The organism is uncultured Tenacibaculum sp., assembly GCF_947495995.1.
In the GTDB taxonomy this organism is placed as follows: Bacteria; Bacteroidota; Bacteroidia; order Flavobacteriales; family Flavobacteriaceae; genus Polaribacter.
This window is the reverse complement of the sequence record NZ_CANMAX010000002.1, coordinates 355,130-375,606: the sequence shown is the minus strand read 5'-3', so window position 1 is coordinate 375,606 and position 20,477 is coordinate 355,130. Positions and strand designations below refer to the sequence as shown.

The window sequence follows — 20,477 nt, the reverse complement described above, 5'->3', positions numbered from 1 at the left end:
ACTACAAACGTAGTGGCTTTGATTATATTAAATAGAATCAGGAATTATTTTCCTTCCATTTTTCTTTTTAATTCAGCTAATCCTCCGATATCACCTAAAGTAGTTTTTTCAGATTCTTGAGCTTTCTTAGCAGCAGCTTTCACATTTCTTTGCTCTTCTTCTCTGAAGATTGAAGTGTGAGAAACAACTATCTTACGGTACTCTTTACTAAATTCAGTTACCATAAACTCTACAGTATCTCCTTTAGCTAATTTACCACCGTCTTCTTTTTCTAAGAAACGAGATGGAGCAAATGCTTCAACACCGTCTTCAAAAGTTACAGTAGCTCCTTTATCATTCTTGTTTGTGATAGTACCTTCGAATTTAGATCCGATTGCATACTTAGCTTCGTGAGCATCCCAAGGGTTGTCTTGAGTTTGCTTGTGACCTAAGTTTAACTTACGGTTCTCTACGTCTAATTCTAATACTTGAACAGCTAATTTATCACCTACAGTTACGAACTCAGATGGGTGCTTAACTTTCTTAGTCCAAGATAAATCAGAAATATAAACTAATCCGTCGATTCCTTCTTCTAACTCTACGAATACACCGAAGTTAGTGTAGTTACGTACAGTTCCTTCGTGAGAAGAACCAACTGGGAATTTAGTTGTGATATCTGTCCAAGGATCTGGATGTAATTGCTTCATACCTAAAGACATCTTACGCTCTTCTCTATCTAAAGTTAAGATTTGAGCTTCAACTTGGTCACCAACTTGTACGAAATCTTGAGCTGAACGTAAGTGAGTAGACCAAGACATTTCTGATACGTGGATTAATCCTTCAACTCCATCTTCTACTTCTACAAACGCACCATAGTCAGCTAATACAACTACTTTACCTTTTACTTTATCTCCTACTTTTAATCCTCCATCTAAAGCATCCCATGGGTGAGCTGATAATTGCTTTAATCCTAATTGGATTCTAGATTTGTTATCATCAAAGTCTAAGATTACAACATTTAATTTTTGATCTAACTCAACAACTTCACTTGGGTGGTTGATACGAGACCAAGATAAATCTGTAATGTGAATTAATCCGTCAACACCTCCTAAGTCAACAAATACACCGTAAGAAGTTACATTCTTAACAACTCCTTCTAATACTTGTCCTTTTTCTAATTGACCGATGATTTCACGTTTTTGCTCTTCTAAATCAGCTTCGATTAACGCTTTGTGAGAAACTACAACATTCTTAAATTCGTGGTTGATTTTTACAACTTTGAATTCCATAGTTTTCTCTACGTACTGATCGTAGTCACGGATTGGCTTAACATCGATTTGAGAACCTGGTAAGAAAGCTTCAATACCAAATACGTCAACGATCATACCACCACGAGTTCTACACTTAACAAAACCGTTAACGATTTCTCCAGTTTCGTGTGCATTGTTAACTCTATCCCATGCTTTAATTACACGTGCTTTTTTGTGAGATAATACTAACTGACCAGAAGAATCTTCTCTTTTATCAACTAATACTTCTACTTTGTCACCAACAGCTAAATTTGGGTTGTAACGGAATTCGTTTAAAGAAATAACTCCTTCAGATTTAGAGTTAATATCGATAATTGCATCACGATCAGTAACACGAACAACTTCACCTTCAATAACATCACGCTCGTTTACGAAACCTACTGTTCCTTCTAATGCTTGTTCGAATTCTTTTAATTTAGACTCATCAACTTCATCAATACCTTCTTCGTATTTATGCCAGTTAAAAGTTGCTAAAAATTGTGCTGGATCTACAGTTGGGTCAACTGTTTTTTTTGTTTCTTCAGACATGTCTGAAATAATTTTGTATCTTTTTGTTAGTCAGATTTTTAACGACCCTAACTCAAAGAGAGATTAAACTTAAATAAATAATTTTTAAACCTTTTTAATTGTCTGTTGTCGAAAAAAGGCGTGCAAATGTACGGATTATTAATTAGTTATCCTAAAAACATTTAAAAATATTAAGTTATATCTCTATTAATAAGTTTTTTAAATAGATTTTCGTTTTTCAAGTCCAGAAACTAAACTGAAAATGCCCGATACAATTATTGCTACTAGAAAAATTATATGTTTAATTGAACTAATTTCTCCCAATAACAAAAAAGCTACTCCAACAATGATTAATAAAATTCCAATAGTTATATTATTTTGAGATTTTAACTTCACTTTTTGCTGGATGATTTTATCTCATCATCATTCATAGCATATTTCCTTTTCAAATGCTCTTTCGTGAATGTATTTGAAGAATTTTCTAATAAACTATCAATATAACTTTCTTGTTCTAATGATCTTTCTAGAGTTCTAGATACCAAATCTACTCCTCTACTTTTTAAATCATCAACAATATTTTCCATTAATTCTCCTGAGGCTAAACGTTGGCTTACATATTCATCAATGTCTACTAACTCTTCTAAATCTACTTCTTTTTTATTTTTATCACGATTTAGAAAAGTATCAATTTTTTCTACAGCCAAAGCTTCATTTCTCTTTGTTAACTCTGTTTTTAATACCGGTATAATTTCTTCTCTTAATTTTTCAATTTCATCAACTAACTTAATTAACTCATAATTATCCATTTGAGCATAGTTAGATTTTATAGCTTCTAAATCCATAGCATAATTTTTAACTTCTTACAATTTAATCAATTCATCAATAATGAATCTATAGGTTAGTAATACATTGATATTGTTCTTTTTTAATCCTCTTAAATTAGGACTTAACCTTCCAATATTATTCAAGAATTGAAAATTTCCTTCTCCTGGAGCTTCTACTAAAGTTCCCCAATCTAATCCTACTAAAACATTATGCCTTCTAAATTCAAACTTAGTTCCTACCACAAAATGAATATGATTTCCATCTAAAATTGTATTTCTAAGTTCATTATTTACTGATTGTCTGTTTCTGTAAGCAAAATTATTTGTTCGTAATCCTCCTGAAAGTTCAATTTTATTGTTGATTTTTCTTGAATACCCAATTCCTACATTAAATACTCCTTCACTACCATTAACCCAAGAAGCATTATTGCTTACAGATTCAATTACTCCCATTTCATATTCTGAAATACTTGAATAATAACTTGCTGTTGCCCAAATTTTACTTCCTGTCTCAAAAAGATAACTATATCCTAAAGAAAATTCCCAAGGAGTTTTAATCTCAGTATCAATTTCGTTATCTATTATCTGTGTAGATTCGTTTGTAGCACTATCGATATTTACAAAAGTACTTGTGAATTCTCCGTAACTATTTACTCTTAAATACTTTGGAGTTGTTATCGTAACACCAAAATCATGATCAGCAGAATCATATAAAAAACCAAGTTTTGTAATAAAGCCTATATCTCCATAAATACTGTTTTGTTGTGCATTAAAAAAACTATTTGATGTTGCTGAGTTATTAGTCATATCAAATTGTTCAATTAGAATATTGTTTCCGTAGCTGAAATCAGCAACAGTTAAAAACTGACTCAAACCTAAATGCATTTTCGGTGCAATGTTAAAACTTGAACCTACTCCAAACCAACTATCTTCGCCTGTATACTTATACTCGAAAAACTGTGTAGTTAAATCATTTCCATTGGTTCTTTCACGTTTTGCACTAAAAGTATCTGTAAGCACACTTTTACTTATTTTAATAAAAGCAATATCAAATCCTTTAATGTTAACTTTAAATGAGATTAGAGAAGGTCGTAAACCAAAGTTTGTATTTAATTGACTGGTTTCATTTCCTCCCCAGAAATTATCGAATCCGAAAGTTCGTATTGCAGGTTGAAATAAAGAAACACTTACTTGTGATGGTGCTTTATGAATCGCAGCTGGGTTATAGAAAGTCATACTTTCATCGTCTGCTCCAGCAATTACAGAACCTCCTAAAGTTGCTCCTTTAATTCCGAATTGTTCTGTGTCGTATAAGTAGTTTTGAGCTAAAATAATACTATTGATACTGCAAAAAAGCAGTAGAAATAAAAATCTTTTATGCATAAAAAATTAATAAGAAATAATCAAAAAAAGTACTCTGGATACTATTCTAACTATTTTTTGGGGATTATATTATATTTCAGAAATCTCTAACTGATAGATACTTTCAAAAGTATTAAAAAGACTTTCAGCATCTTTCTTTCGTACAGAAATTATATACTCGCAATCTAATTCTAATTTTTGATTAATAATAGTAATATTTCTTTCTTTTATAACTCGCTGAACTTTATTCATTAAATCGTATCCGAATTTTAATTTATAATGAACATCTATTGTTTTTTCAATAATTTCAGAAGCATCTAATGCAAGTTGAGCTGATGATCTATAAGCATTTATTAAACCTCCAACACCCAATTTTGTTCCTCCGAAATAACGAACAGAAACAATTAAAACATTGGTTACATCGAAAGCCTGAATTTGTCCGTATATCGGCTGACCTGCAGAATTATTTGGTTCTCCATCGTCATTTGCTCTAAAACGAATAGACTCTGTTCCTAATTGCCACGCATAACAATGATGACGAGCGGTATGATGTTTTTTTCGAAGTTCTTCTAAACAGCGCTTTATATCTTCCTCAGAATGTACAGGAAAAGCATAACCAAAAAACTTACTATTTCTATCTTTAAATAAAGTTTCTTCAGAAGGTTTTACAATTGTTTTATAGGTGTCTTTTTCCATATTAAACAACTGTAATTAAGACAATACTTACAACTGCTAATAAAATTCCAATCCAGTTTCTATTTTCTAATTTTTCACTAAATAAGAATAAACCTACAATTGTACTTAACAAAACTATACTTACATTGTTGATTGTAAATAGTATTGCGCTATCAAAACCTTCAATTTTTAATGCACGAATTAAAAATTCTATGGAAAAGTAATTAGGAATTCCTAAAGCTATACCTCCAATAATGTTTCTAGTATTGATTTTCTGATTCTTAGTTATCAATTGAAATATTAAGTATAAAATACCTAAGATAAAAGCTATTCCAAAAATTGAAGCTGAAAAGATAGACACATTTTCTTCAGATACATGATTCACTTCAGTGTATTTAAGTAACGTATCTATTGCTCCTGATCCTAAGAATAATAAAGCCGGAAAAAACAGAGAACTCTTCCCTATTTTATCACTACTCTTTTTAACTGAAGTTAGATATACTGCAATTAGTGCTAATAGAATTCCAACAACTTTAATAATTGTAACACTTTCGTTGTATAAAAACACTCCAAAAATAATAGGAATTACAACAGCCATTCTTCCAGAAACAGAAGCTACAGACAATCCGTTTCTTTGTGACGTTAGTGCCATTAAATTAAAAATTGTTATAAACAAAAAACCTAAAATACAAGCTCCAAAAAACCAAGATTGATTAGGAATTTCTGCTATTGGTAATTTTACTGGTGAGTATAAATATCCGATTACAAAAGCTACTATATAATTTACTACAATAGCTTGAAAAGTATCTACTTTAAAACGTTCGAAATATTTAAAAATAACGTATAAACTACTCGATATTAAAATGCTTAAAACTAAATAAATCATAAAGTAAACTCTGGTCTAGATAATAAATCAACTACATCTTCTTCTCCTGGAATTATATTCCAAACCTTAATTCCTAATGTATTCGCTGCATCTGTATTTTCTTTCGTATCATCAATAAAGAAAGTTTCTTCAGGAACTAAATCATTTTCATCTAAAACAAACTGATAAATATTTGTATTTGGCTTTCTTAAATTAATTTCATGAGATAAATAGAATTGTTCGTAACACGATTTAAACTCGTTATATAAAACATCTCCCCAATCATTTTGAATCCATGAAATATGCAAATCATTCGTATTACTTAATAAGAACAATCTGTATTTATTTGATGTTGCTAACTCTTTTAAGAACTTTAATCTATGCAGCGGAAAATCTAACAAAATAGCATTCCAAGCATCGATAAGAGCGTCTTTTTCTATTTTAAATTCTTCATGAAAGTAATTCACAAATTCTTGAGTTGTAATTAAACCCATTTCGTAATCGAAATATACTTTCATCATACTATCAGAAATCTCTGTAACGCCTAATTTGGCTAATGCAACATAAGTTGCTTGTTTATCTAAATTGATGAATACATCACCAAAATCGAAAATGATATTTTTAATCATTAAAAAAGTATCTTAATGTGTTATTTTTAATTTTTTCTTCTGAATGAAGATTAGCTTTTAAAACAGGAGCTACGATACCATTATCGAAAGAAGCTGGTCCTGAAAAAACTCTGGCTTCATCCCATAAATTTTCATCTATAAAAGTTTGCAATGTTTGAGTTCCGCCTTCAATAATTACTGATTGAATCCTATGCTGATGTAATACATTTGAAATCTGAGAAGCAACATTTTTTGAAAAATCTATTTTTTCAAAAGCTATATTATCAGTTGAAACTTTGTCTTCTTCAGTAATAACTATCGTTTTTGCAGAATCATCAAAAACATCTAGCTCGTTTGATAGTTTTAATGTTCGATCTATAATCACCCTAACAGGATTAATTCCTGTCCAACTTCGAACATTTAATTTAGGATTATCAGCTGTAACGGTATTTGTTCCAACTAAAATTGCATGTTCTTCGCTACGCCATTTATGTACTAACTGTTTTGAATATTCATTTGAAATCCAGACAGGTTCTTGAAGTTCTTTTTCGTTAGGAGCTATAAAACCATTTTCTGTTTGCGCCCACTTAAGAATTATATAAGGTCTTTGTTTATTTTGAACAGTGAAAAAACGCTTATGATGCTTTTTACATTCCTTTTCTAAAACACCAACATGAACATTACAGCCTGCTTTTTTCAATCTTTTAATACCTTCACCAGCAACTAAATCATTCGTATCTACTGTTCCTATAACAACGTTAGCTATTTTTTTACGGACAATTAAATCTGCACAAGGAGGCGTTTTACCATGATGTGAACAAGGTTCTAACGTTACATACATTGTTGAATGTTGTAATAACGTTTCGTCTTTAACAGATCCAACTGCAATTACTTCAGCATGTGGCCCACCATAAGGAGTTGTATAACCTTCTCCTATAATTTTTCCATCATGAACAATTACTGCTCCAACAGAAGGATTTGGTCTTGTTGTACCAATACCATTTTTGGCCAATTCAAGACATCTAGCCATGTATTTTACTTCAAAATTCATCGCTTAAAATTTTATTTTTACTTCCTCTGTTTTATCTATACTATAAGTATTAGAAACTCCTAAAACTCTGTATTTAATATCTCCTTTAAACTGAACTTTTAAATCGTTATTTATTAAAGAATTTAATAAGCCTTCAAGCAATCCTCCTTTTTTCTTATTGAAAACTTTACTTGCCGGAACAGCTACATTTAAAGGTATAGAAAACTCTTTGTTAGCAGGAACTTTAAATTCCTCAGAAGAAACTTGAGCTACTTGTTCACCATTTACAATGACTTTAATTTCATCAGTAGAAAGCTTCCCTCCTATATCATTTTCATTCTTAAAATAAGCTTTTGCTTGTAATCTAACAGTGTCTAATTTTAATGAAATGAATTTAATATCATCTATTTTAATAAAGGTTGGTTTCTTTCGTACTGTACAATTCATTAAAAAGAAACAAGTAAGGATGAAATAAATTAAATTCTTCATTTGTTTTATCTAAATTTGATACTTCAAAAGTACCAATTTACCTTGAATATATGAAGCTAAACGACTTCAGAAGTTTTTTTAATAACGAACTAAAGGATTTATATCCTAAAAAAGAGATAGACAGCTTTTTTTTTAGAATAATAGAAGCTAAAATGGAGCTGGATACAATTGCTGTATTTACTAAAGGAGATACCGAAATCACAACTGAGACACTATCTGAATTAACTAATATCACAAAACGATTAAAGGTTGAAGAACCTTTACAATACATTTTAGGAAACACAGAATTTTATGGATATAATTTTGAAGTGAATTCTAATGTGTTAATTCCTAGACCAGAAACTGAAGAACTGATTACTTGGATTAAGGAGTTTTCTTCAGAAAACGACAATATTAAAATTCTTGATATTGGTACAGGATCAGGTTGCATTCCTATCACTTTAAAAAAAGAGATTCCCACTGCAGAAGTATTTGCTTTAGATATCTCTGAGAAAGCAATCGAAACAGCTAAGAAAAATGCGAAAAACAATAATGTTGATGTTACTTTTCTCTTACATGATATACTTTCTGAAAAAGAGTTAGAAAACACATTCGATATTATAGTTTCTAATCCGCCTTATGTTAGAAATTTAGAAAAAGAAGAAATAAAAAACAACGTACTAAATAATGAACCACATTTAGCGTTATTTGTAGAAGACGATAATCCTTTGATTTTTTATAAAAGAATTGCCGATATTGCAAAAACAGCTTTGAATCCTAATGGTTTACTTTTTTTTGAAATTAATCAGTACTTAGGAAACGAAACCAAACAAATGCTTGAAGACAAAAATTTCTCTAATGTTATTTTAAAGCGAGATTTGTTTGGAAATAATAGAATGATTAAAGCCAATCTTTAAATAATGAATATGGAAGATAATCTCCAAAATGAATTAGAGAAATTACAGAAAGAAAATGAAGCGCTTCGTTCGAAAGTAGACAAAGCAAAATCTAAAGAAAAACGTAAACAAGAACGTACTAAAAAAACGTTGACTTGGTCTTGGAAGTTGTTTACTGGAGCAACTTTAAATAAAAGTTTTAATAATTGGTTTGTTGAATTTCACTCAGAAAAGCATGTTTCGCCAGATACTTCTGCAACCTTACTTACAGCTTTAGTAAAGAGATTCTTAAGAGTACGTATGTTTAGCGTAATTTTATTATTATTCTCAATCGTACCTTCATTAATTTCATTATATATTTTAATCAAACAAAATGATTTAATTAGAACTCAAAATCTTTTAGTCGAAAGTTCAAGAAGATCTTCATATAGTTATCAATTAGCAAATTTATATGACGCCATAGATAACAAAGGTTTTAAAGGTGCAAAGAAAAGAATAGTTGGATTATGTAGTGTATTAAAACCATACAACTATTTAGATGAAGACGGACATTCAACTGTTTTTTATAGCCCAGAAAGAACTCAACTACTTTTATATTTATTAGAATCTAATATGACAAAAGCTGAATTGAGCGCAATATTTGATAATACTGATTTTTCTTATTGTGATCTTAGAAACACAAACTTATCAGGAAAGCATTTATCAGGAATCAATTTATCTCATTCTAATTTAAAAAACTGTGAGTTGAATGCCGCTAACTTAGATAACGCCGATTTAACAGGAGCGAATCTTACTAAGATTCAATTCTCAAATGGTTGGGCAAGAAACACTTCTTTTAAAGGAGCTAACTTAACTGACGCAAGAATTACTAAAGCTAAAAACATTAGTGGTGCAGATTTTACTGATGCAACAATTAAAAACACAAACTTTAATCTCTCAGAATTGAAAGATGTCAAAGGATTAGAATAAAAAAAGAGGCTTTTAAAAAGCCTCTTTTTTTATTTTCTTAAATACTACAAGTTCTTATTTGAAACTGTAAGTAATACCAAAATTAAATCCAATTGAAGAATATGGTGCTTCAGGTGAAGGTAATCCATTTTCTCCCCATTGTAACTCATCCTGTAATAATAAAGCTAAATCAGATAAAGGAGTTGCAGCTAAAGGACCTGTAGTTAATTGTTGAGCTAACACAGATGCAGGAATACTAGTTGTTCCATTAATTGTTGCACTGAAATCACCTAACTCAGAAATATCTCTAGTTACATTGATAGCCATATATTCTACTTCAGCAAATAAAGATAAGTTATCCGAAATTGGGAATTTATAACCAGCAGCACCAATAAATCCTAAAGGAAATTCTCCTCTAAAATCTGTAGTGTAATCTGCTTTCAAATCACCAGCACCAGTAAGTGTGTTTGGTAAAGTTAAATCAACAACAGCTTCTGTTTTACCAGCAATTTTAGTTAACACACCAGCACGAACATAAACGTTTTTAGTAATGTTGTAAATACCAGATAAAGAAGCTCCAAAAGCTCTACCTCTAGTTTTCATATCTAAAATTCCAGCTACTTGTTGAAATTGTTGATCAGTTCCGTAAATGTAACCAACACCTACTTCTACTCCCCACTTTTCATTGAAAAAGTATCCTCCTCTTAATTGAGTTTGAACACCTTCACCATAACTTCCTTCGAAAGTACCTAAATTAGTAATTCCAGTCGGACCTAAAACAGAATTAGTTCCAAACTCTTTTTCACCTGCACCAAATGCATATCCGCCACTAAAAGACACATAAAACTGTGCGCTAGCTGTTAAAGAACATAAAGCCACACATAATGTCAAAATACTATTTTTAATCATAAATATTTAAATATTAATTTGCAATTATCGAGGCGCGAAAATCATAAAAATATCAGTATTTTTGGGTATTTAAAGCCATAATTTTTACACTTTTTTGAATACAAATATTTTAAGAACTGACGTACAGGATTTTATAAATTCTAATTTAAAAAGCGATATCACCAAACTTATCTTTAAAGGGAGTCCGTTTGATGATATTTCTATTCAAGAGTTAGCAAATCAGATTGTATCTAAGCAAAAAAGTCAGAAAAAATTACCTACATGGTTTCACACAAAAAACATTTATTTTCCACCAAAAATTTCTATAGAACAAACATCTTCAGAAACAACTGCAGAATTTAAAGCTTCATTAGTTAAGGGAAAATCTATTGCCGATATTTCAGGTGGATTTGGAGTTGATACATACTATTTTTCTAAATCATTTGATGAAGTATTTCATTGTGAAATAAACGATGAATTGTCTGGTATCGTAAATCACAATTTAAAAGCGCTCAATTGCGAAAACATCACAAGCTTAAATGAGAATGGAATTGATTTCATATCAAATTATGATGGAAAATTAGACTGTATTTATATTGATCCGTCAAGAAGAGATGAACATAAAAACAAAGTATTCTTACTAGAAGATTGCAGTCCGAATGTACCTGAGAATTTAGATTTACTATTATCAAAATCTAATCAAATTCTAATAAAAACATCTCCGTTATTAGATATTTCATCAGCTGTAAATGAGTTAAATCATGTAAAGAAAGTCTTTGTTGTTGCAGTTGATAACGATGTTAAAGAATTGCTTTTCATTTTAGAAAATGAATTTCAAGGTCAAATTACAATTGAAACTGTAAACATTACAAAAACAAATACTCAAAAATTTAGTTTTACGGCTGGGAATAGTATAATTCCTGAATATAGTTTGCCTCTAAATTTTCTATATGAACCGAATGCTGCAATTTTAAAATCAGGTGCATTTAATGAAATTGCAACTCAATTTAATCTGAAAAAACTACATGTAAACACACACCTGTATACTTCAGAAGAATTAGTAGATAATTTCCCTGGAAGAGCATTTCAAGTTCTAAAAACAATACCATACAACAAAAAAACTATTGCAAAAGAGTTACCAGAAAAAAAAGCAAATATTACAGTGCGAAACTTCCCAAAAACCGTAGATCAGATACGAAAAGAGATAAAAATTAAAACTGGCGGAGACACTTATATTTTCTGCACAAAAACAGTTAACGATTCTAATATTTTGATTATCAACACAAAAACTAAGTAGTTTTTGTTATATTTGGATTAGTTACTGATTAATAAGTTAGGTAGCTACTGAAAAGTGTTTAAGGGGGAAACACTAGCGTAGCCTTAAGCTTTTAAGGCTACGTGCCCCTTATAATTTATCGTCTCTTTTAAAAGCTAAGATGTTTATTTTAAAAAGATTTGTATTTTAGCTATCAATAATCAATATAACCAACACAATCAATGCCATTTTTAAACGATCAAGAACTGGAAGACTTACAGCAACAGATTAATGACCTAAATTCTAAAAATGAGGATTTAGAAAATGAATTGAGTGAGAAGATTGAAGAAGTAGCAGATGTAAAAAGTGTTTCTAGAAACAGAAATATCATTTTAAGTTTTTTAACCGGAATTAGTTTAGCTCTTGCCTATTTTGCTTATCAAGGAAAGTTTGGTGGGCCAGCATCTAAAACATCCGCTATCAATAAAGAGGAAATGAATCGAATTATTGATAGTGTAAAAACTGCTTATTCCGATAATTACCAAGAAGAAGGTTATGATGATGAATATAGTGATGATGAATCTGCAACTGGAGACGGAAAAATATCTTCAATAAAGGATGGATTAAGAGGTAAGACTGTATACTCTGTTCAAATTGGGGCATTTACAGAAAAAAGATATCCTTTACTATCTAAAACTATCGCCGGTACTTTATCTGATGAAGATTACTTAAGGTACTCAATAGGATTATTTGAGACATTAAAAGAAGCTCAAGATTTTAGGAAACAAATTGTAAACTATGGTTTTAACGATGCTTTCGTCGCTTCTTATTTAAATGGACGAAGAAAACAAATTCACAAACCTTATTAATATATAATTAAGAAACTGATGAAAAAAAGTTTTTTCAGAGCGCTAGTGTTAACTTTAACACTAAGCGTTCATTTTTTTTATGCACAAGATAAAGATGCACCAGCAAAAAAATCTCAATTAGGATTTGCACAAATAGATTTCCTAAGTATAGATATGCCTGATATGAATGAACCTAATATGGATTTCACAGGTATTCACTACAATCTAATGCTTAACGATTGGAGTTATGCTGGTTTAGGTTTTTATGGTGCAGTTGGTGGTATTAGAGGTGGTTTTTTTACTCTTGGTGTAAATGCTGGAGTTAAATATGATATTACAGATAAACTTTTTGTTGATGCTGGAATTCACTTTGGCGGTGGCGGTGGTGCTGCTGCTCCTGATGGTGGTGGAGCTTTTATTTTACCTCATTTAAATCTTGGATACGATTTTAAACACTTCTCTGTAACTTCTGGTTGGAGTTATATTAATTTCTTCGATGGAGGAACTATTAATAGTGACCAATTTTATGCTGCTGTACATATTCCTTTGAATTTTAATCATTCAGATTTTGATCAAAAAGAGAACAAATACACTTTTGAAGATTTAAAAAGTTCTGATTGGAATAAAAAATCAAATAGAATTTCTTTAATGGTTCATTTAAACAATTTATCAGTTAAAGGTGATTCTCAATTTTCAACTGGTGAAGCTATAAAAGGAAGAACCATTAGATTAGCTGGTTTTGAATTTGTTTCATTTTTAGATAAAAACTGGTTATTCTTTGTTAGAGCTGATGGAGCTTTTGATGGAATTCCTGCAGGATATATGGATATTTTCTTAGGTGGTGGTTATCATCTTTCAATGAATAAAAATAGAACAAACCTTCAAGCTAAATTTGGAATTGGTGCCGGAGGTGGCGGCGGTGTTGATACTCAAGGAGGTTTTTTAATCTATCCTGATATCACTTTAGAACAAAAAATTTTTGATAATTTTTACGCTACCATAAATAAAGGATTCTTAATGAGTCCAGATGCACACTTCTATACTTCTACCCTTGGTTTTGGTTTAAAATATTATGTAGATAAAGAAGGAACAACTTCTGATTTTGTTACTCCTAAAGAATTTAAGTTAAAAGGTATTCAAACTATTGTAAAACAAGATTGGTATTTAGATGCTAGCAGAAATGGAGGTTTTGAACAAGATATGCATCAAATTTCATTACAGGTTAATGTGTTCTTAAATAAATATGTTTATGCTGCTGGGCAAACTTCATTCGCCAATTTTGGTGATGCTGGTGCTTATGCGGAAGGAATTGTTGGTTTAGGTGTGGAATCAAACAGATTCTTTAACGATTATGTTAGTGTATACGGACAATTACTTGGTGGAGCTGCTGGTGGTGGTGGAATTAGCACAGGACAAGGATTAATTGTTAAACCTAGTTTTGGTGTAGATGTAAAACTATTGAACAATTTAAGTTTTAGGGGCGGAATTGGATATGTAAAAGCAAGAGGCGGACAATTAAGTAGCGTTTTTGCTAATTTTGGTATCAATTATAATATTTCTATGCTAACTGGTAGATAATTTAGTTAGTTTTGTACTCTATATTGCTGATGACTTATGCAGAAAAAAATAAACATACAAAATAAAAAAGCTCGTTTTGAATACGAGATTATTGATAAATATACTGCCGGAATTCAATTAACTGGAACAGAAATAAAGTCTATCCGACAAAGTAAAGCTAGAATTACTGAAAGTTTTTGTGAGTTTAATGAAAGAGGTGAATTATTTGTGATTAATATGTATATCGAAGAATATGCCTTCGGACATCATTATAATCATAATCCTAAAAGTGAACGAAGATTATTACTTAATAAACAAGAACTTAAAAAATTAGCTAGAGAAGTTGAAGCTAAAGGTAACACAATAGTTCCGCTACGTTTATTTATCAATGAAAATGGTTGGGCTAAACTAGACATCGCTTTAGCTAAAGGTAAAAAGACTCACGATAAACGAAACACAATAAAAGATCGTGATAACAAAAGAGATTTAGCTCGTTTGAAAAAGAACTATTAATCATGTTAAAAGAGAAATTAGCGAAGTACAATATTATTCTTGCTTCAGGATCTCCTAGACGTCAACAATTTTTTCGTGATTTAGATCTAGATTTTGAAATTCGTTTAAAAGATATTGAAGAAGTTTACCCAGATCATTTAACAAAAGAAGAAATTTCAAATTATTTAGCTGAATTAAAATCAAAAGCTTTTGAAAATGAATTAAACGAAAGTGATCTTTTAATCACATCAGACACTATTGTTTGGTTAAATAATAAAGCTTTAGGTAAACCTAAAGATTACAATGAAGCTTTTACGATGCTAAAAAGTTTATCAAATACAAATCATGAAGTAATTACTTCTGTTTGTATTAAAAGATTTAATACTTCAAAAACATTTCATGATATCGCTAAAGTTTACTTTAGAGCTTTAACTGACAAGGAAATTAATTACTACATAGAAAACTACCAACCATACGATAAAGCTGGAGCTTATGGTATACAAGATTGGATTGGTAAAATTGGAATCGACAAAATTGAAGGTAGCTATTTTAACGTTATGGGGCTACCTGTTCATAAATTATATAAAGAATTAATGATTTTATAAGCCTCTTATAAGCTAAAAGTTTATTTTTGGGCAGAATTTACAACACAACAATGAAAAAATACACATTTACAGAAAAAAAAGATACACGTTCTGGTTTTGGAGATGGTTTAACTGAATTAGGTAAGAGTAATCCTAATGTAGTTGCTTTATGTGCTGATTTAACAGGTTCATTAAAAATGAATGAATTTGAGAAAAATCATCCAGAGCGCTTTTTTCAAGTAGGTATTGCTGAAGCTAACATGATGGGAATCGCAGCTGGACTTACTATTGGTGGAAAAATTCCTTTTACAGGAACTTTCGCAAACTTCTCTACAGGTAGAGTTTACGATCAAATCCGTCAATCTATCGCTTATTCTCACAAGAATGTTAAGATTTGTGCTTCTCACGCAGGTTTAACTTTAGGAGAAGATGGAGCTACTCACCAAATTCTTGAAGATATTGGTTTAATGAAAATGTTGCCTGGTATGACTGTGATTAACACTTGTGATTACAATCAAACTAAAGAAGCTACAATAGCTATCGCTGAGCATGACGGACCAGTTTATTTACGTTTTGGTAGACCAAAAGTTCCAGTATTTATGCCTCAAGGTGAATTTAAAATAGGAAAAGCTATTAAACTTACTGAAGGTACAGATGTTACTATTGTTGCTACTGGACATTTAGTTTGGGAATCTTTACAAGCTGCTGAGCAGTTAGAAAAAGAAGGAATCTCTGCTGAAGTAATAAACATTCATACAATAAAACCTTTAGACGAAGAAGCTATTTTAGAGTCTGTTGCTAAAACAGGTTGTATAGTAACTGCTGAAGAGCATAACAAATTAGGAGGTTTAGGAGAAAGTGTAGCTAGATGTTTAGCTCAGAACAACCCTACTCCACAAGAATTTGTCGCTGTAGATGATAGTTTTGGAGAATCTGGAACACCAGATCAACTGATGGAAAAGTACAAAATTAACGATGAAGCTGTCATAACAGCCGTTAAGAAAGTAATAAAGAGAAAATAAACGAGTTAATAACTCGTTTTTTTTATATAGTAATTCTAAAAGTAAAATTATGAAGAAACTTATTTTTACATTATGTTTTTTATTTGCAGCCGTTCAATTCACAGAAGCGCAAATTCACTTTGGTATCAAAGGAGGTATAAACTATAACTCAGATTCATTTAGAGAAGTATCTGACGACATTATTAATGGAAGTGCAGAAAGTAGAACTGGTTTTCATGCTGGTGTTTGGTTACGTTTTAAATTACCAATGACAGGTTGGTATGTTCGTCCTGAATTAGTTTATACATCTTTAAAAAGTAACGTAGATTTAATTACTACACCAACGTCTACAGAAAAAGTAGGTTACGATTTTCAAAAAATAGATATCCCAGTATTATTAGGAAAGAAGTTTTTTAAGGTTGCTTATGCACACATTGGACCATCTTTTCAATATCTTCTTGATGGAGATTTAGATTTTGATGCTGTATCTGATATTAAAGCTGATGGATTTACTGTTGGTTTACAATTAGGTGCTGGTGTTGAATTAGGTAAAATTGGGTTAGACTTACGTTGGGAAAGAGCCTTTTCTGATGTTGAATCTGAAATAATATCTAGTGTTGGAGGTGCTAATACTACTGCAAATTTCGATACAAGAATTAACCAAATTATTATTGGTCTTTCATACAGATTCTAAGAATCGTATTAAAAATATATTCCAAATAAAAAAGACAACATATTACACATGTTGTCTTTTTTTATATCTAGAACTTTTAAAAAATTAAAAGCTATTAAATTTTAGATTTTCTAATATTTGGGTTTAGGTAATCTGGTAAAGCTGGATTATCAGGATCACTAAAGTCATTAGCAGGATTTCCATCAACAATCACTGTATCTTCATTTACTGATAATACTAAATCACCATCATCATCAGTATCAACAAAGTTTGGAATATTATCTCCATCAGTATCATCGTTCCATGGTTTACCGTCTCCGTCTAAATCTTCAAGTATAGAAGGCACTCCATCTCTATCTCCATCAGTATCTTCAATGCTATCATTCATTTCAACATAAAACATTAAAATACTATTCGGTGAAATTCCTAAGGTTCCTTCATTTCTGTAAGCTAAACCAGAAGGAATAAATAGAATTCCTTTACCAGTTCCTGAATAAGTAATTGGTCCGTCTGGTTGAGTTGCATTTGTTCCACCTTTAAAATTAGTCATTCCGTAAGTCCAACCACGAATAACACCAGAACCTAAAACAAACCATGTGTTAACATTATTATCAAAATCTGTAGTACTAATTGTTTCTGAATCAAAAATTCTTCTTCCAGAATAATTAACTAATACAGAATCTACAACTGTTGGATTTCCTTTAGTAGAAGTTCCTTCATCTACTTTATATGTATATAATTTGAAATCTACTTCATTACCATTTAAAGTTTCAGTAACATCTTGTGAGATTAAATTACTGTCTTCAGAAAGTGGTGTTTTTCCATCTTCCATAGGTTTAACAATACCAGCTACATCATCATAATAATGTTTTTGAAAGAACGACACTAAAGAATCATTATCTCTCACAGACTGTGCAGCATGATCAAAATTAGGATCGATTGTCGAAACTGGATCATTATCTCCACATGAATACACTAAAATTGAAATAAGACCAAGTAATAGTATATGTTTTATTTTCATCATTTATTTTTATTTAGGGTTGCAATTTAGCATTTTTATACCTTTGTGGAAAGAAGACAACAAAAAATTAACTTTTTGTATGAGGATTGACAAATATTTATGGTGCATTAGAATGTTTAAAACAAGAAACATAGGAACAAATGCATGCAAAAAAGGACAAGTAAAAATTGATGATATTGTTTGTAAACCATCTCGTGAAGTGTATGGTGGCGAAACAATTACGGTAAGAAAGAATCAAATAAACTATAAGTTAACGGTTATAGACATACCGGCTAACAGAGTTGGAGCTAAATTAGTAGATCTTTATAGAAAAGATATTACTCCAAAAGAGGAGTTTGAAAAAACTGAACTTTTAAAATACGCGAAAGATTATTATCGTAAAAAAGGAACAGGAAGACCTACTAAAAAAGATCGAAGAGATATTGAAGATTATTATGATACTAATGAAGAAGATTCATAAATTTGCAGTATGATCGAGACAACTAATATTATATTAAATAATACGCAAATTCATCAGAAAATTAAACGTATCGCCTATCAGATATACGAAGTAAATTATTTAGAAGATGAAATTGTTATAGCTGGTATCGCCAATAATGGATATAAATTAGCTGAAAAAATTGTAACAGAACTTCGTAATATTTCGAATCTTGATATTAAACTTTGTAAAGTTCTTATTGACAAGAAAAAACCGTTAGAAGAAATTACAACAGATATTGCACCTGAAGAATACACCAATAAATCCATTGTTTTAGTTGATGATGTTTTACATTCAGGTACAACACTTATTTATGCAGTAAAACATTTCTTAGATGTTCCTTTGAAAAAGTTTAAAACTGCAGTATTAGTTAATAGAAATCATAAAAAATATCCAATTAAAGCAGATTTTAAAGGAATATCGTTATCAACATCTATCAAAGAACATGTAGTTGTTGAATTTGAGAATGATGATATTATTGCTTATTTGGAAGAATAGCTTCTATTTCTGAAACTATTTCAGCAACAGTTTTATTCGACGTCACTACTTTCTGACTTGCTTTTTCATAAAAGAAACTTCTTTCAAATAGATGCTTTGCAACAAACTCATGAAGTTCTTCTTTATTTAATTTAGCCACAAGTGGTCTAGAGTCTTTTTCTTGCTCTAATCTCTCCACAATTGTATCAATCGATGTTCTTAAGTAAACAGAGGTAACATTCTCTTTATTTACAATTACATCCATATTACCAGCATAACAAGGTGTTCCTCCTCCTAATGAAAGCACAAAACTTTCATCTTTTTCTAATAGCTCTTTTAAATATTCATGCTCTTTTAATCTGAAGAATATTTCACCATCTTGATCAAAAATATCAGAAACGGACTTCCCTATTTTTTCTTCTATATAGTGATCTAAATCTATAAAAGGTATTTTTTGCTGTTCAGAAAGTTGTTTCCCAATTGTTGTTTTCCCACTTCCCATATACCCTAACAGTGTAATTTTCATTGTACTAAATTTATTCATTACAAATATCCGAAAAAAAACATAAAAAAAGTTTTTTAGAATTAAATAGATCTTGTATATTTGCACTCGCTTTTCGCAAGGAAAGAAATTGACCGGGTAGCTCAGTTGGTAGAGCATCTCCCTTTTAAGGAGAGGGTCCTGGGTTCGAGCCCCAGCCCGGTCACAAAAAGTTAAGCATTCGCTTAACTTTTTTTGTTTAAAGCGCATATGGCGGAATTGGTAGACGCGCTGCCTTGAGGGGGCAGTATTCATATGAATGTGGAAGTTCGAATCTTCTTATGCGCACCAAAAGATTAACGTTTCTAACTAAGAAACGTTTTTTTATGGTATATTTTTTGAAAGTTCTTTAACGTATAATTGACTAACATCACCACAAATATTCCGTATTATTGCACTATGCTTAAAAAATTATACTTATTAGTACTAGTATTTACTGTTTCTATCTCTTTTTCTCAGGAAAAGAAATTAAAAGGACAAGTAATTCATTCAGTAACAAAAAAACCTCTTAGCGCTTCACATATTTTAAATCTTAACACTGTAATTGGAACTATTACCAATGAAGATGGTTTATTTGAGATAACTGCTAAAGCTAATGATACTGTACTTGTATCTTATTTAGGTTTTGAATCTATTAAATTAAAAGTAACTAACGATTTATTAAAAGGTAATGAATTAGAGATTGCTTTGAATGAAAAACCTGAAGAAGTAAAAGAAGTAGTTATAAAATCTACGAAATTAATTGGAGTACTAGAAGTAGATATTAAACAAGTACCTAAAGATCGATTTACAAGAATTCATTTAAATGGATTACCACAAACATATGAAGTAGGAAGACCACAAAAGATCTCCTCACCTATTGCAAAACTTCTCAACCCTGTAGATCTCGTCTACAATCTCTTCGGAAAAAAACCAAGACAGCTTAAAAAACTTCAAAAACTTAAAAAGGAAGATGATTTACGTAAAATGCTTGCTGGTAAATTTGATCGTGAAGTTATGATGGAATATTTGGAAATGGATAAACAACAATTATCTAAATTATTAACTGATTGTAATTATTCTGAATATTTTATAAAAAAAGCAAGTGATCTTCAACTTATTGAAGCTGTTTTAAATTGTTATGAAAACTATAAAGCTATTAAAAAAGGAAAAATAGAAAGGGATCGAATTCCTAGGAAAAATTAAAATTC

General features: G+C 30.5%; 23 protein-coding genes and 2 tRNA genes. 14 read left to right on the top strand and 11 right to left on the bottom strand.

Features of this window, described 5'->3' with window-relative positions; translation table 11 throughout:
- Positions 1–44 precede the first annotated feature (44 nt).
- The 8 genes from rpsA to Q1A15_RS06805 form a co-directional block, all read right to left on the bottom strand.
- On the bottom strand, positions 45–1,817 hold the full coding sequence (gene rpsA / locus Q1A15_RS06840) for a 30S ribosomal protein S1 (RefSeq protein WP_299620813.1): 1,773 nt from the start codon (positions 1,815–1,817) through the stop codon (positions 45–47).
- A 371-nt stretch (positions 1,818–2,188) separates the two neighbouring features.
- Positions 2,189–2,638, bottom strand: a complete 450-nt coding sequence (locus Q1A15_RS06835) for a hypothetical protein (protein ID WP_299620810.1) — start codon at positions 2,636–2,638, stop codon at positions 2,189–2,191.
- 18 nt (positions 2,639–2,656) lie between these two features.
- Positions 2,657–4,003, bottom strand: coding sequence for a hypothetical protein (locus Q1A15_RS06830; protein WP_299620807.1), 1,347 nt, complete (start codon positions 4,001–4,003; stop codon positions 2,657–2,659).
- Positions 4,004–4,072: 69 nt separating this feature from the next.
- Entirely contained in the window at positions 4,073–4,678 is a 606-nt protein-coding gene (locus Q1A15_RS06825; protein WP_299620804.1) for a YigZ family protein, read from the bottom strand.
- Position 4,679: 1 nt separating this feature from the next.
- Complete coding sequence (locus tag Q1A15_RS06820) at positions 4,680–5,543, bottom strand: GRP family sugar transporter (RefSeq protein WP_299620801.1); 864 nt, start codon at positions 5,541–5,543, stop codon at positions 4,680–4,682.
- Positions 5,540–6,151 (bottom strand): HAD-IA family hydrolase, encoded by a 612-nt coding sequence (locus Q1A15_RS06815; RefSeq protein ID WP_299620798.1) that lies wholly within the window; start codon positions 6,149–6,151, stop codon positions 5,540–5,542. Before Q1A15_RS06815 ends, Q1A15_RS06820 begins: the two co-directional genes overlap by 4 nt.
- Entirely contained in the window at positions 6,144–7,181 is a 1,038-nt protein-coding gene (gene ribD, locus Q1A15_RS06810) for a bifunctional diaminohydroxyphosphoribosylaminopyrimidine deaminase/5-amino-6-(5-phosphoribosylamino)uracil reductase RibD (protein ID WP_299620795.1), read from the bottom strand. Before ribD ends, Q1A15_RS06815 begins: the two co-directional genes overlap by 8 nt.
- Positions 7,182–7,184: 3 nt before the next feature.
- Positions 7,185–7,649, bottom strand: coding sequence for an LEA type 2 family protein (locus Q1A15_RS06805; protein ID WP_299620793.1), 465 nt, complete (start codon positions 7,647–7,649; stop codon positions 7,185–7,187).
- Between the two features lie 50 nt (positions 7,650–7,699).
- Here Q1A15_RS06805 and prmC point away from each other — a divergent pair, with 50 nt between their 5' ends.
- Complete coding sequence (gene prmC, locus Q1A15_RS06800) at positions 7,700–8,545, top strand: peptide chain release factor N(5)-glutamine methyltransferase (protein WP_299620790.1); 846 nt, start codon at positions 7,700–7,702, stop codon at positions 8,543–8,545.
- Positions 8,546–8,554: 9 nt separating this feature from the next.
- The gene (locus Q1A15_RS06795) at positions 8,555–9,493 is read left to right on the top strand and encodes a pentapeptide repeat-containing protein (protein ID WP_299620787.1); all 939 of its coding nucleotides are present in this window, start codon (positions 8,555–8,557) and stop codon (positions 9,491–9,493) included.
- 54 nt (positions 9,494–9,547) lie between these two features.
- Here Q1A15_RS06795 and Q1A15_RS06790 read toward each other — a convergent pair whose 3' ends face one another.
- Positions 9,548–10,381, bottom strand: a complete 834-nt coding sequence (locus tag Q1A15_RS06790) for an outer membrane beta-barrel protein (RefSeq protein WP_299620784.1) — start codon at positions 10,379–10,381, stop codon at positions 9,548–9,550.
- A 94-nt stretch (positions 10,382–10,475) separates the two neighbouring features.
- Here Q1A15_RS06790 and Q1A15_RS06785 point away from each other — a divergent pair, with 94 nt between their 5' ends.
- From Q1A15_RS06785 to Q1A15_RS06755, 7 genes are all read left to right on the top strand, one after another.
- Positions 10,476–11,657, top strand: coding sequence for a class I SAM-dependent methyltransferase (locus Q1A15_RS06785; protein ID WP_299620781.1), 1,182 nt, complete (start codon positions 10,476–10,478; stop codon positions 11,655–11,657).
- Between the two features lie 200 nt (positions 11,658–11,857).
- A complete protein-coding gene (locus Q1A15_RS06780; RefSeq protein ID WP_299620778.1) occupies positions 11,858–12,484 on the top strand; it encodes a hypothetical protein in 627 nt (208 codons plus the stop codon).
- Between the two features lie 18 nt (positions 12,485–12,502).
- Positions 12,503–14,041 carry a hypothetical protein gene (locus tag Q1A15_RS06775; protein WP_299620775.1) on the top strand — a complete coding sequence of 513 codons (1,539 nt, stop codon included), beginning with the start codon at positions 12,503–12,505 and terminating at the stop codon, positions 14,039–14,041.
- A 36-nt stretch (positions 14,042–14,077) separates the two neighbouring features.
- Positions 14,078–14,533 (top strand): SsrA-binding protein SmpB, encoded by a 456-nt coding sequence (gene smpB / locus Q1A15_RS06770; protein ID WP_173862354.1) that lies wholly within the window; start codon positions 14,078–14,080, stop codon positions 14,531–14,533.
- Between the two features lie 2 nt (positions 14,534–14,535).
- Positions 14,536–15,117, top strand: a complete 582-nt coding sequence (locus Q1A15_RS06765; RefSeq protein WP_299620770.1) for a Maf-like protein — start codon at positions 14,536–14,538, stop codon at positions 15,115–15,117.
- Positions 15,118–15,167: 50 nt separating this feature from the next.
- Positions 15,168–16,118 (top strand): transketolase family protein, encoded by a 951-nt coding sequence (locus Q1A15_RS06760; protein ID WP_299620767.1) that lies wholly within the window; start codon positions 15,168–15,170, stop codon positions 16,116–16,118.
- Positions 16,119–16,167: 49 nt separating this feature from the next.
- Positions 16,168–16,791 (top strand): porin family protein, encoded by a 624-nt coding sequence (locus Q1A15_RS06755; RefSeq protein WP_299620764.1) that lies wholly within the window; start codon positions 16,168–16,170, stop codon positions 16,789–16,791.
- 94 nt (positions 16,792–16,885) lie between these two features.
- Here the strand turns inward: Q1A15_RS06755 and Q1A15_RS06750 are convergent, their stop codons facing one another.
- Positions 16,886–17,794 (bottom strand): FKBP-type peptidyl-prolyl cis-trans isomerase, encoded by a 909-nt coding sequence (locus tag Q1A15_RS06750; RefSeq protein ID WP_299620761.1) that lies wholly within the window; start codon positions 17,792–17,794, stop codon positions 16,886–16,888.
- Positions 17,795–17,870: 76 nt separating this feature from the next.
- Between Q1A15_RS06750 and Q1A15_RS06745 the strand changes: the two genes are divergently transcribed.
- On the top strand, positions 17,871–18,251 hold the full coding sequence (locus Q1A15_RS06745; protein WP_299620758.1) for a S4 domain-containing protein: 381 nt from the start codon (positions 17,871–17,873) through the stop codon (positions 18,249–18,251).
- A 9-nt stretch (positions 18,252–18,260) separates the two neighbouring features.
- Positions 18,261–18,767 (top strand): phosphoribosyltransferase family protein, encoded by a 507-nt coding sequence (locus Q1A15_RS06740; RefSeq protein ID WP_299620755.1) that lies wholly within the window; start codon positions 18,261–18,263, stop codon positions 18,765–18,767.
- Here Q1A15_RS06740 and Q1A15_RS06735 read toward each other — a convergent pair.
- A complete protein-coding gene (locus tag Q1A15_RS06735; RefSeq protein ID WP_299620753.1) occupies positions 18,745–19,272 on the bottom strand; it encodes a shikimate kinase in 528 nt (175 codons plus the stop codon). The two genes, Q1A15_RS06740 and Q1A15_RS06735, sit on opposite strands and share 23 nt — an antisense overlap.
- A gap of 108 nt (positions 19,273–19,380) precedes the next feature.
- Between Q1A15_RS06735 and Q1A15_RS06730 the strand changes: the two genes are divergently transcribed.
- From Q1A15_RS06730 to Q1A15_RS06720, 3 genes are all read left to right on the top strand, one after another.
- A tRNA-Lys gene (locus tag Q1A15_RS06730) sits at positions 19,381–19,453 on the top strand.
- Positions 19,454–19,491: 38 nt separating this feature from the next.
- Positions 19,492–19,578: transfer RNA gene (locus tag Q1A15_RS06725), tRNA-Leu, on the top strand.
- Positions 19,579–19,686: 108 nt separating this feature from the next.
- Positions 19,687–20,472 carry a carboxypeptidase-like regulatory domain-containing protein gene (locus tag Q1A15_RS06720; protein WP_299620750.1) on the top strand — a complete coding sequence of 262 codons (786 nt, stop codon included), beginning with the start codon at positions 19,687–19,689 and terminating at the stop codon, positions 20,470–20,472.
- Positions 20,473–20,477 lie beyond the last annotated feature (5 nt).

What these genes read in the sequence shown, in the direction of transcription:
- Q1A15_RS06780 (WP_299620778.1), top strand. Translation starts at nt 11,858, where the DNA reads ATGCCATTTTTAAACGATCAAGAACTGGAAGACTTACAGCAACAGATT.
- Q1A15_RS06815 (WP_299620798.1), bottom strand. Translation starts at nt 6,151, where the DNA reads ATGATTAAAAATATCATTTTCGATTTTGGTGATGTATTCATCAATTTA.
- Q1A15_RS06775 (WP_299620775.1), top strand. Translation starts at nt 12,503, where the DNA reads ATGAAAAAAAGTTTTTTCAGAGCGCTAGTGTTAACTTTAACACTAAGC.
- Q1A15_RS06750 (WP_299620761.1), bottom strand. Translation starts at nt 17,794, where the DNA reads ATGATGAAAATAAAACATATACTATTACTTGGTCTTATTTCAATTTTA.
- ribD (WP_299620795.1), bottom strand. Translation starts at nt 7,181, where the DNA reads ATGAATTTTGAAGTAAAATACATGGCTAGATGTCTTGAATTGGCCAAA.
- Q1A15_RS06795 (WP_299620787.1), top strand. Translation starts at nt 8,555, where the DNA reads ATGGAAGATAATCTCCAAAATGAATTAGAGAAATTACAGAAAGAAAAT.
- Q1A15_RS06755 (WP_299620764.1), top strand. Translation starts at nt 16,168, where the DNA reads ATGAAGAAACTTATTTTTACATTATGTTTTTTATTTGCAGCCGTTCAA.
- rpsA (WP_299620813.1), bottom strand. Translation starts at nt 1,817, where the DNA reads ATGTCTGAAGAAACAAAAAAAACAGTTGACCCAACTGTAGATCCAGCA.
- Q1A15_RS06745 (WP_299620758.1), top strand. Translation starts at nt 17,871, where the DNA reads ATGAGGATTGACAAATATTTATGGTGCATTAGAATGTTTAAAACAAGA.
- Q1A15_RS06835 (WP_299620810.1), bottom strand. Translation starts at nt 2,638, where the DNA reads ATGGATTTAGAAGCTATAAAATCTAACTATGCTCAAATGGATAATTAT.
- Q1A15_RS06735 (WP_299620753.1), bottom strand. Translation starts at nt 19,272, where the DNA reads ATGAAAATTACACTGTTAGGGTATATGGGAAGTGGGAAAACAACAATT.
- Q1A15_RS06720 (WP_299620750.1), top strand. Translation starts at nt 19,687, where the DNA reads ATGCTTAAAAAATTATACTTATTAGTACTAGTATTTACTGTTTCTATC.
- Q1A15_RS06760 (WP_299620767.1), top strand. Translation starts at nt 15,168, where the DNA reads ATGAAAAAATACACATTTACAGAAAAAAAAGATACACGTTCTGGTTTT.
- Q1A15_RS06820 (WP_299620801.1), bottom strand. Translation starts at nt 5,543, where the DNA reads ATGATTTATTTAGTTTTAAGCATTTTAATATCGAGTAGTTTATACGTT.
- Q1A15_RS06805 (WP_299620793.1), bottom strand. Translation starts at nt 7,649, where the DNA reads ATGAAGAATTTAATTTATTTCATCCTTACTTGTTTCTTTTTAATGAAT.
- Q1A15_RS06830 (WP_299620807.1), bottom strand. Translation starts at nt 4,003, where the DNA reads ATGCATAAAAGATTTTTATTTCTACTGCTTTTTTGCAGTATCAATAGT.
- prmC (WP_299620790.1), top strand. Translation starts at nt 7,700, where the DNA reads ATGAAGCTAAACGACTTCAGAAGTTTTTTTAATAACGAACTAAAGGAT.
- Q1A15_RS06765 (WP_299620770.1), top strand. Translation starts at nt 14,536, where the DNA reads ATGTTAAAAGAGAAATTAGCGAAGTACAATATTATTCTTGCTTCAGGA.
- Q1A15_RS06740 (WP_299620755.1), top strand. Translation starts at nt 18,261, where the DNA reads ATGATCGAGACAACTAATATTATATTAAATAATACGCAAATTCATCAG.
- Q1A15_RS06790 (WP_299620784.1), bottom strand. Translation starts at nt 10,381, where the DNA reads ATGATTAAAAATAGTATTTTGACATTATGTGTGGCTTTATGTTCTTTA.
- Q1A15_RS06825 (WP_299620804.1), bottom strand. Translation starts at nt 4,678, where the DNA reads ATGGAAAAAGACACCTATAAAACAATTGTAAAACCTTCTGAAGAAACT.
- smpB (WP_173862354.1), top strand. Translation starts at nt 14,078, where the DNA reads ATGCAGAAAAAAATAAACATACAAAATAAAAAAGCTCGTTTTGAATAC.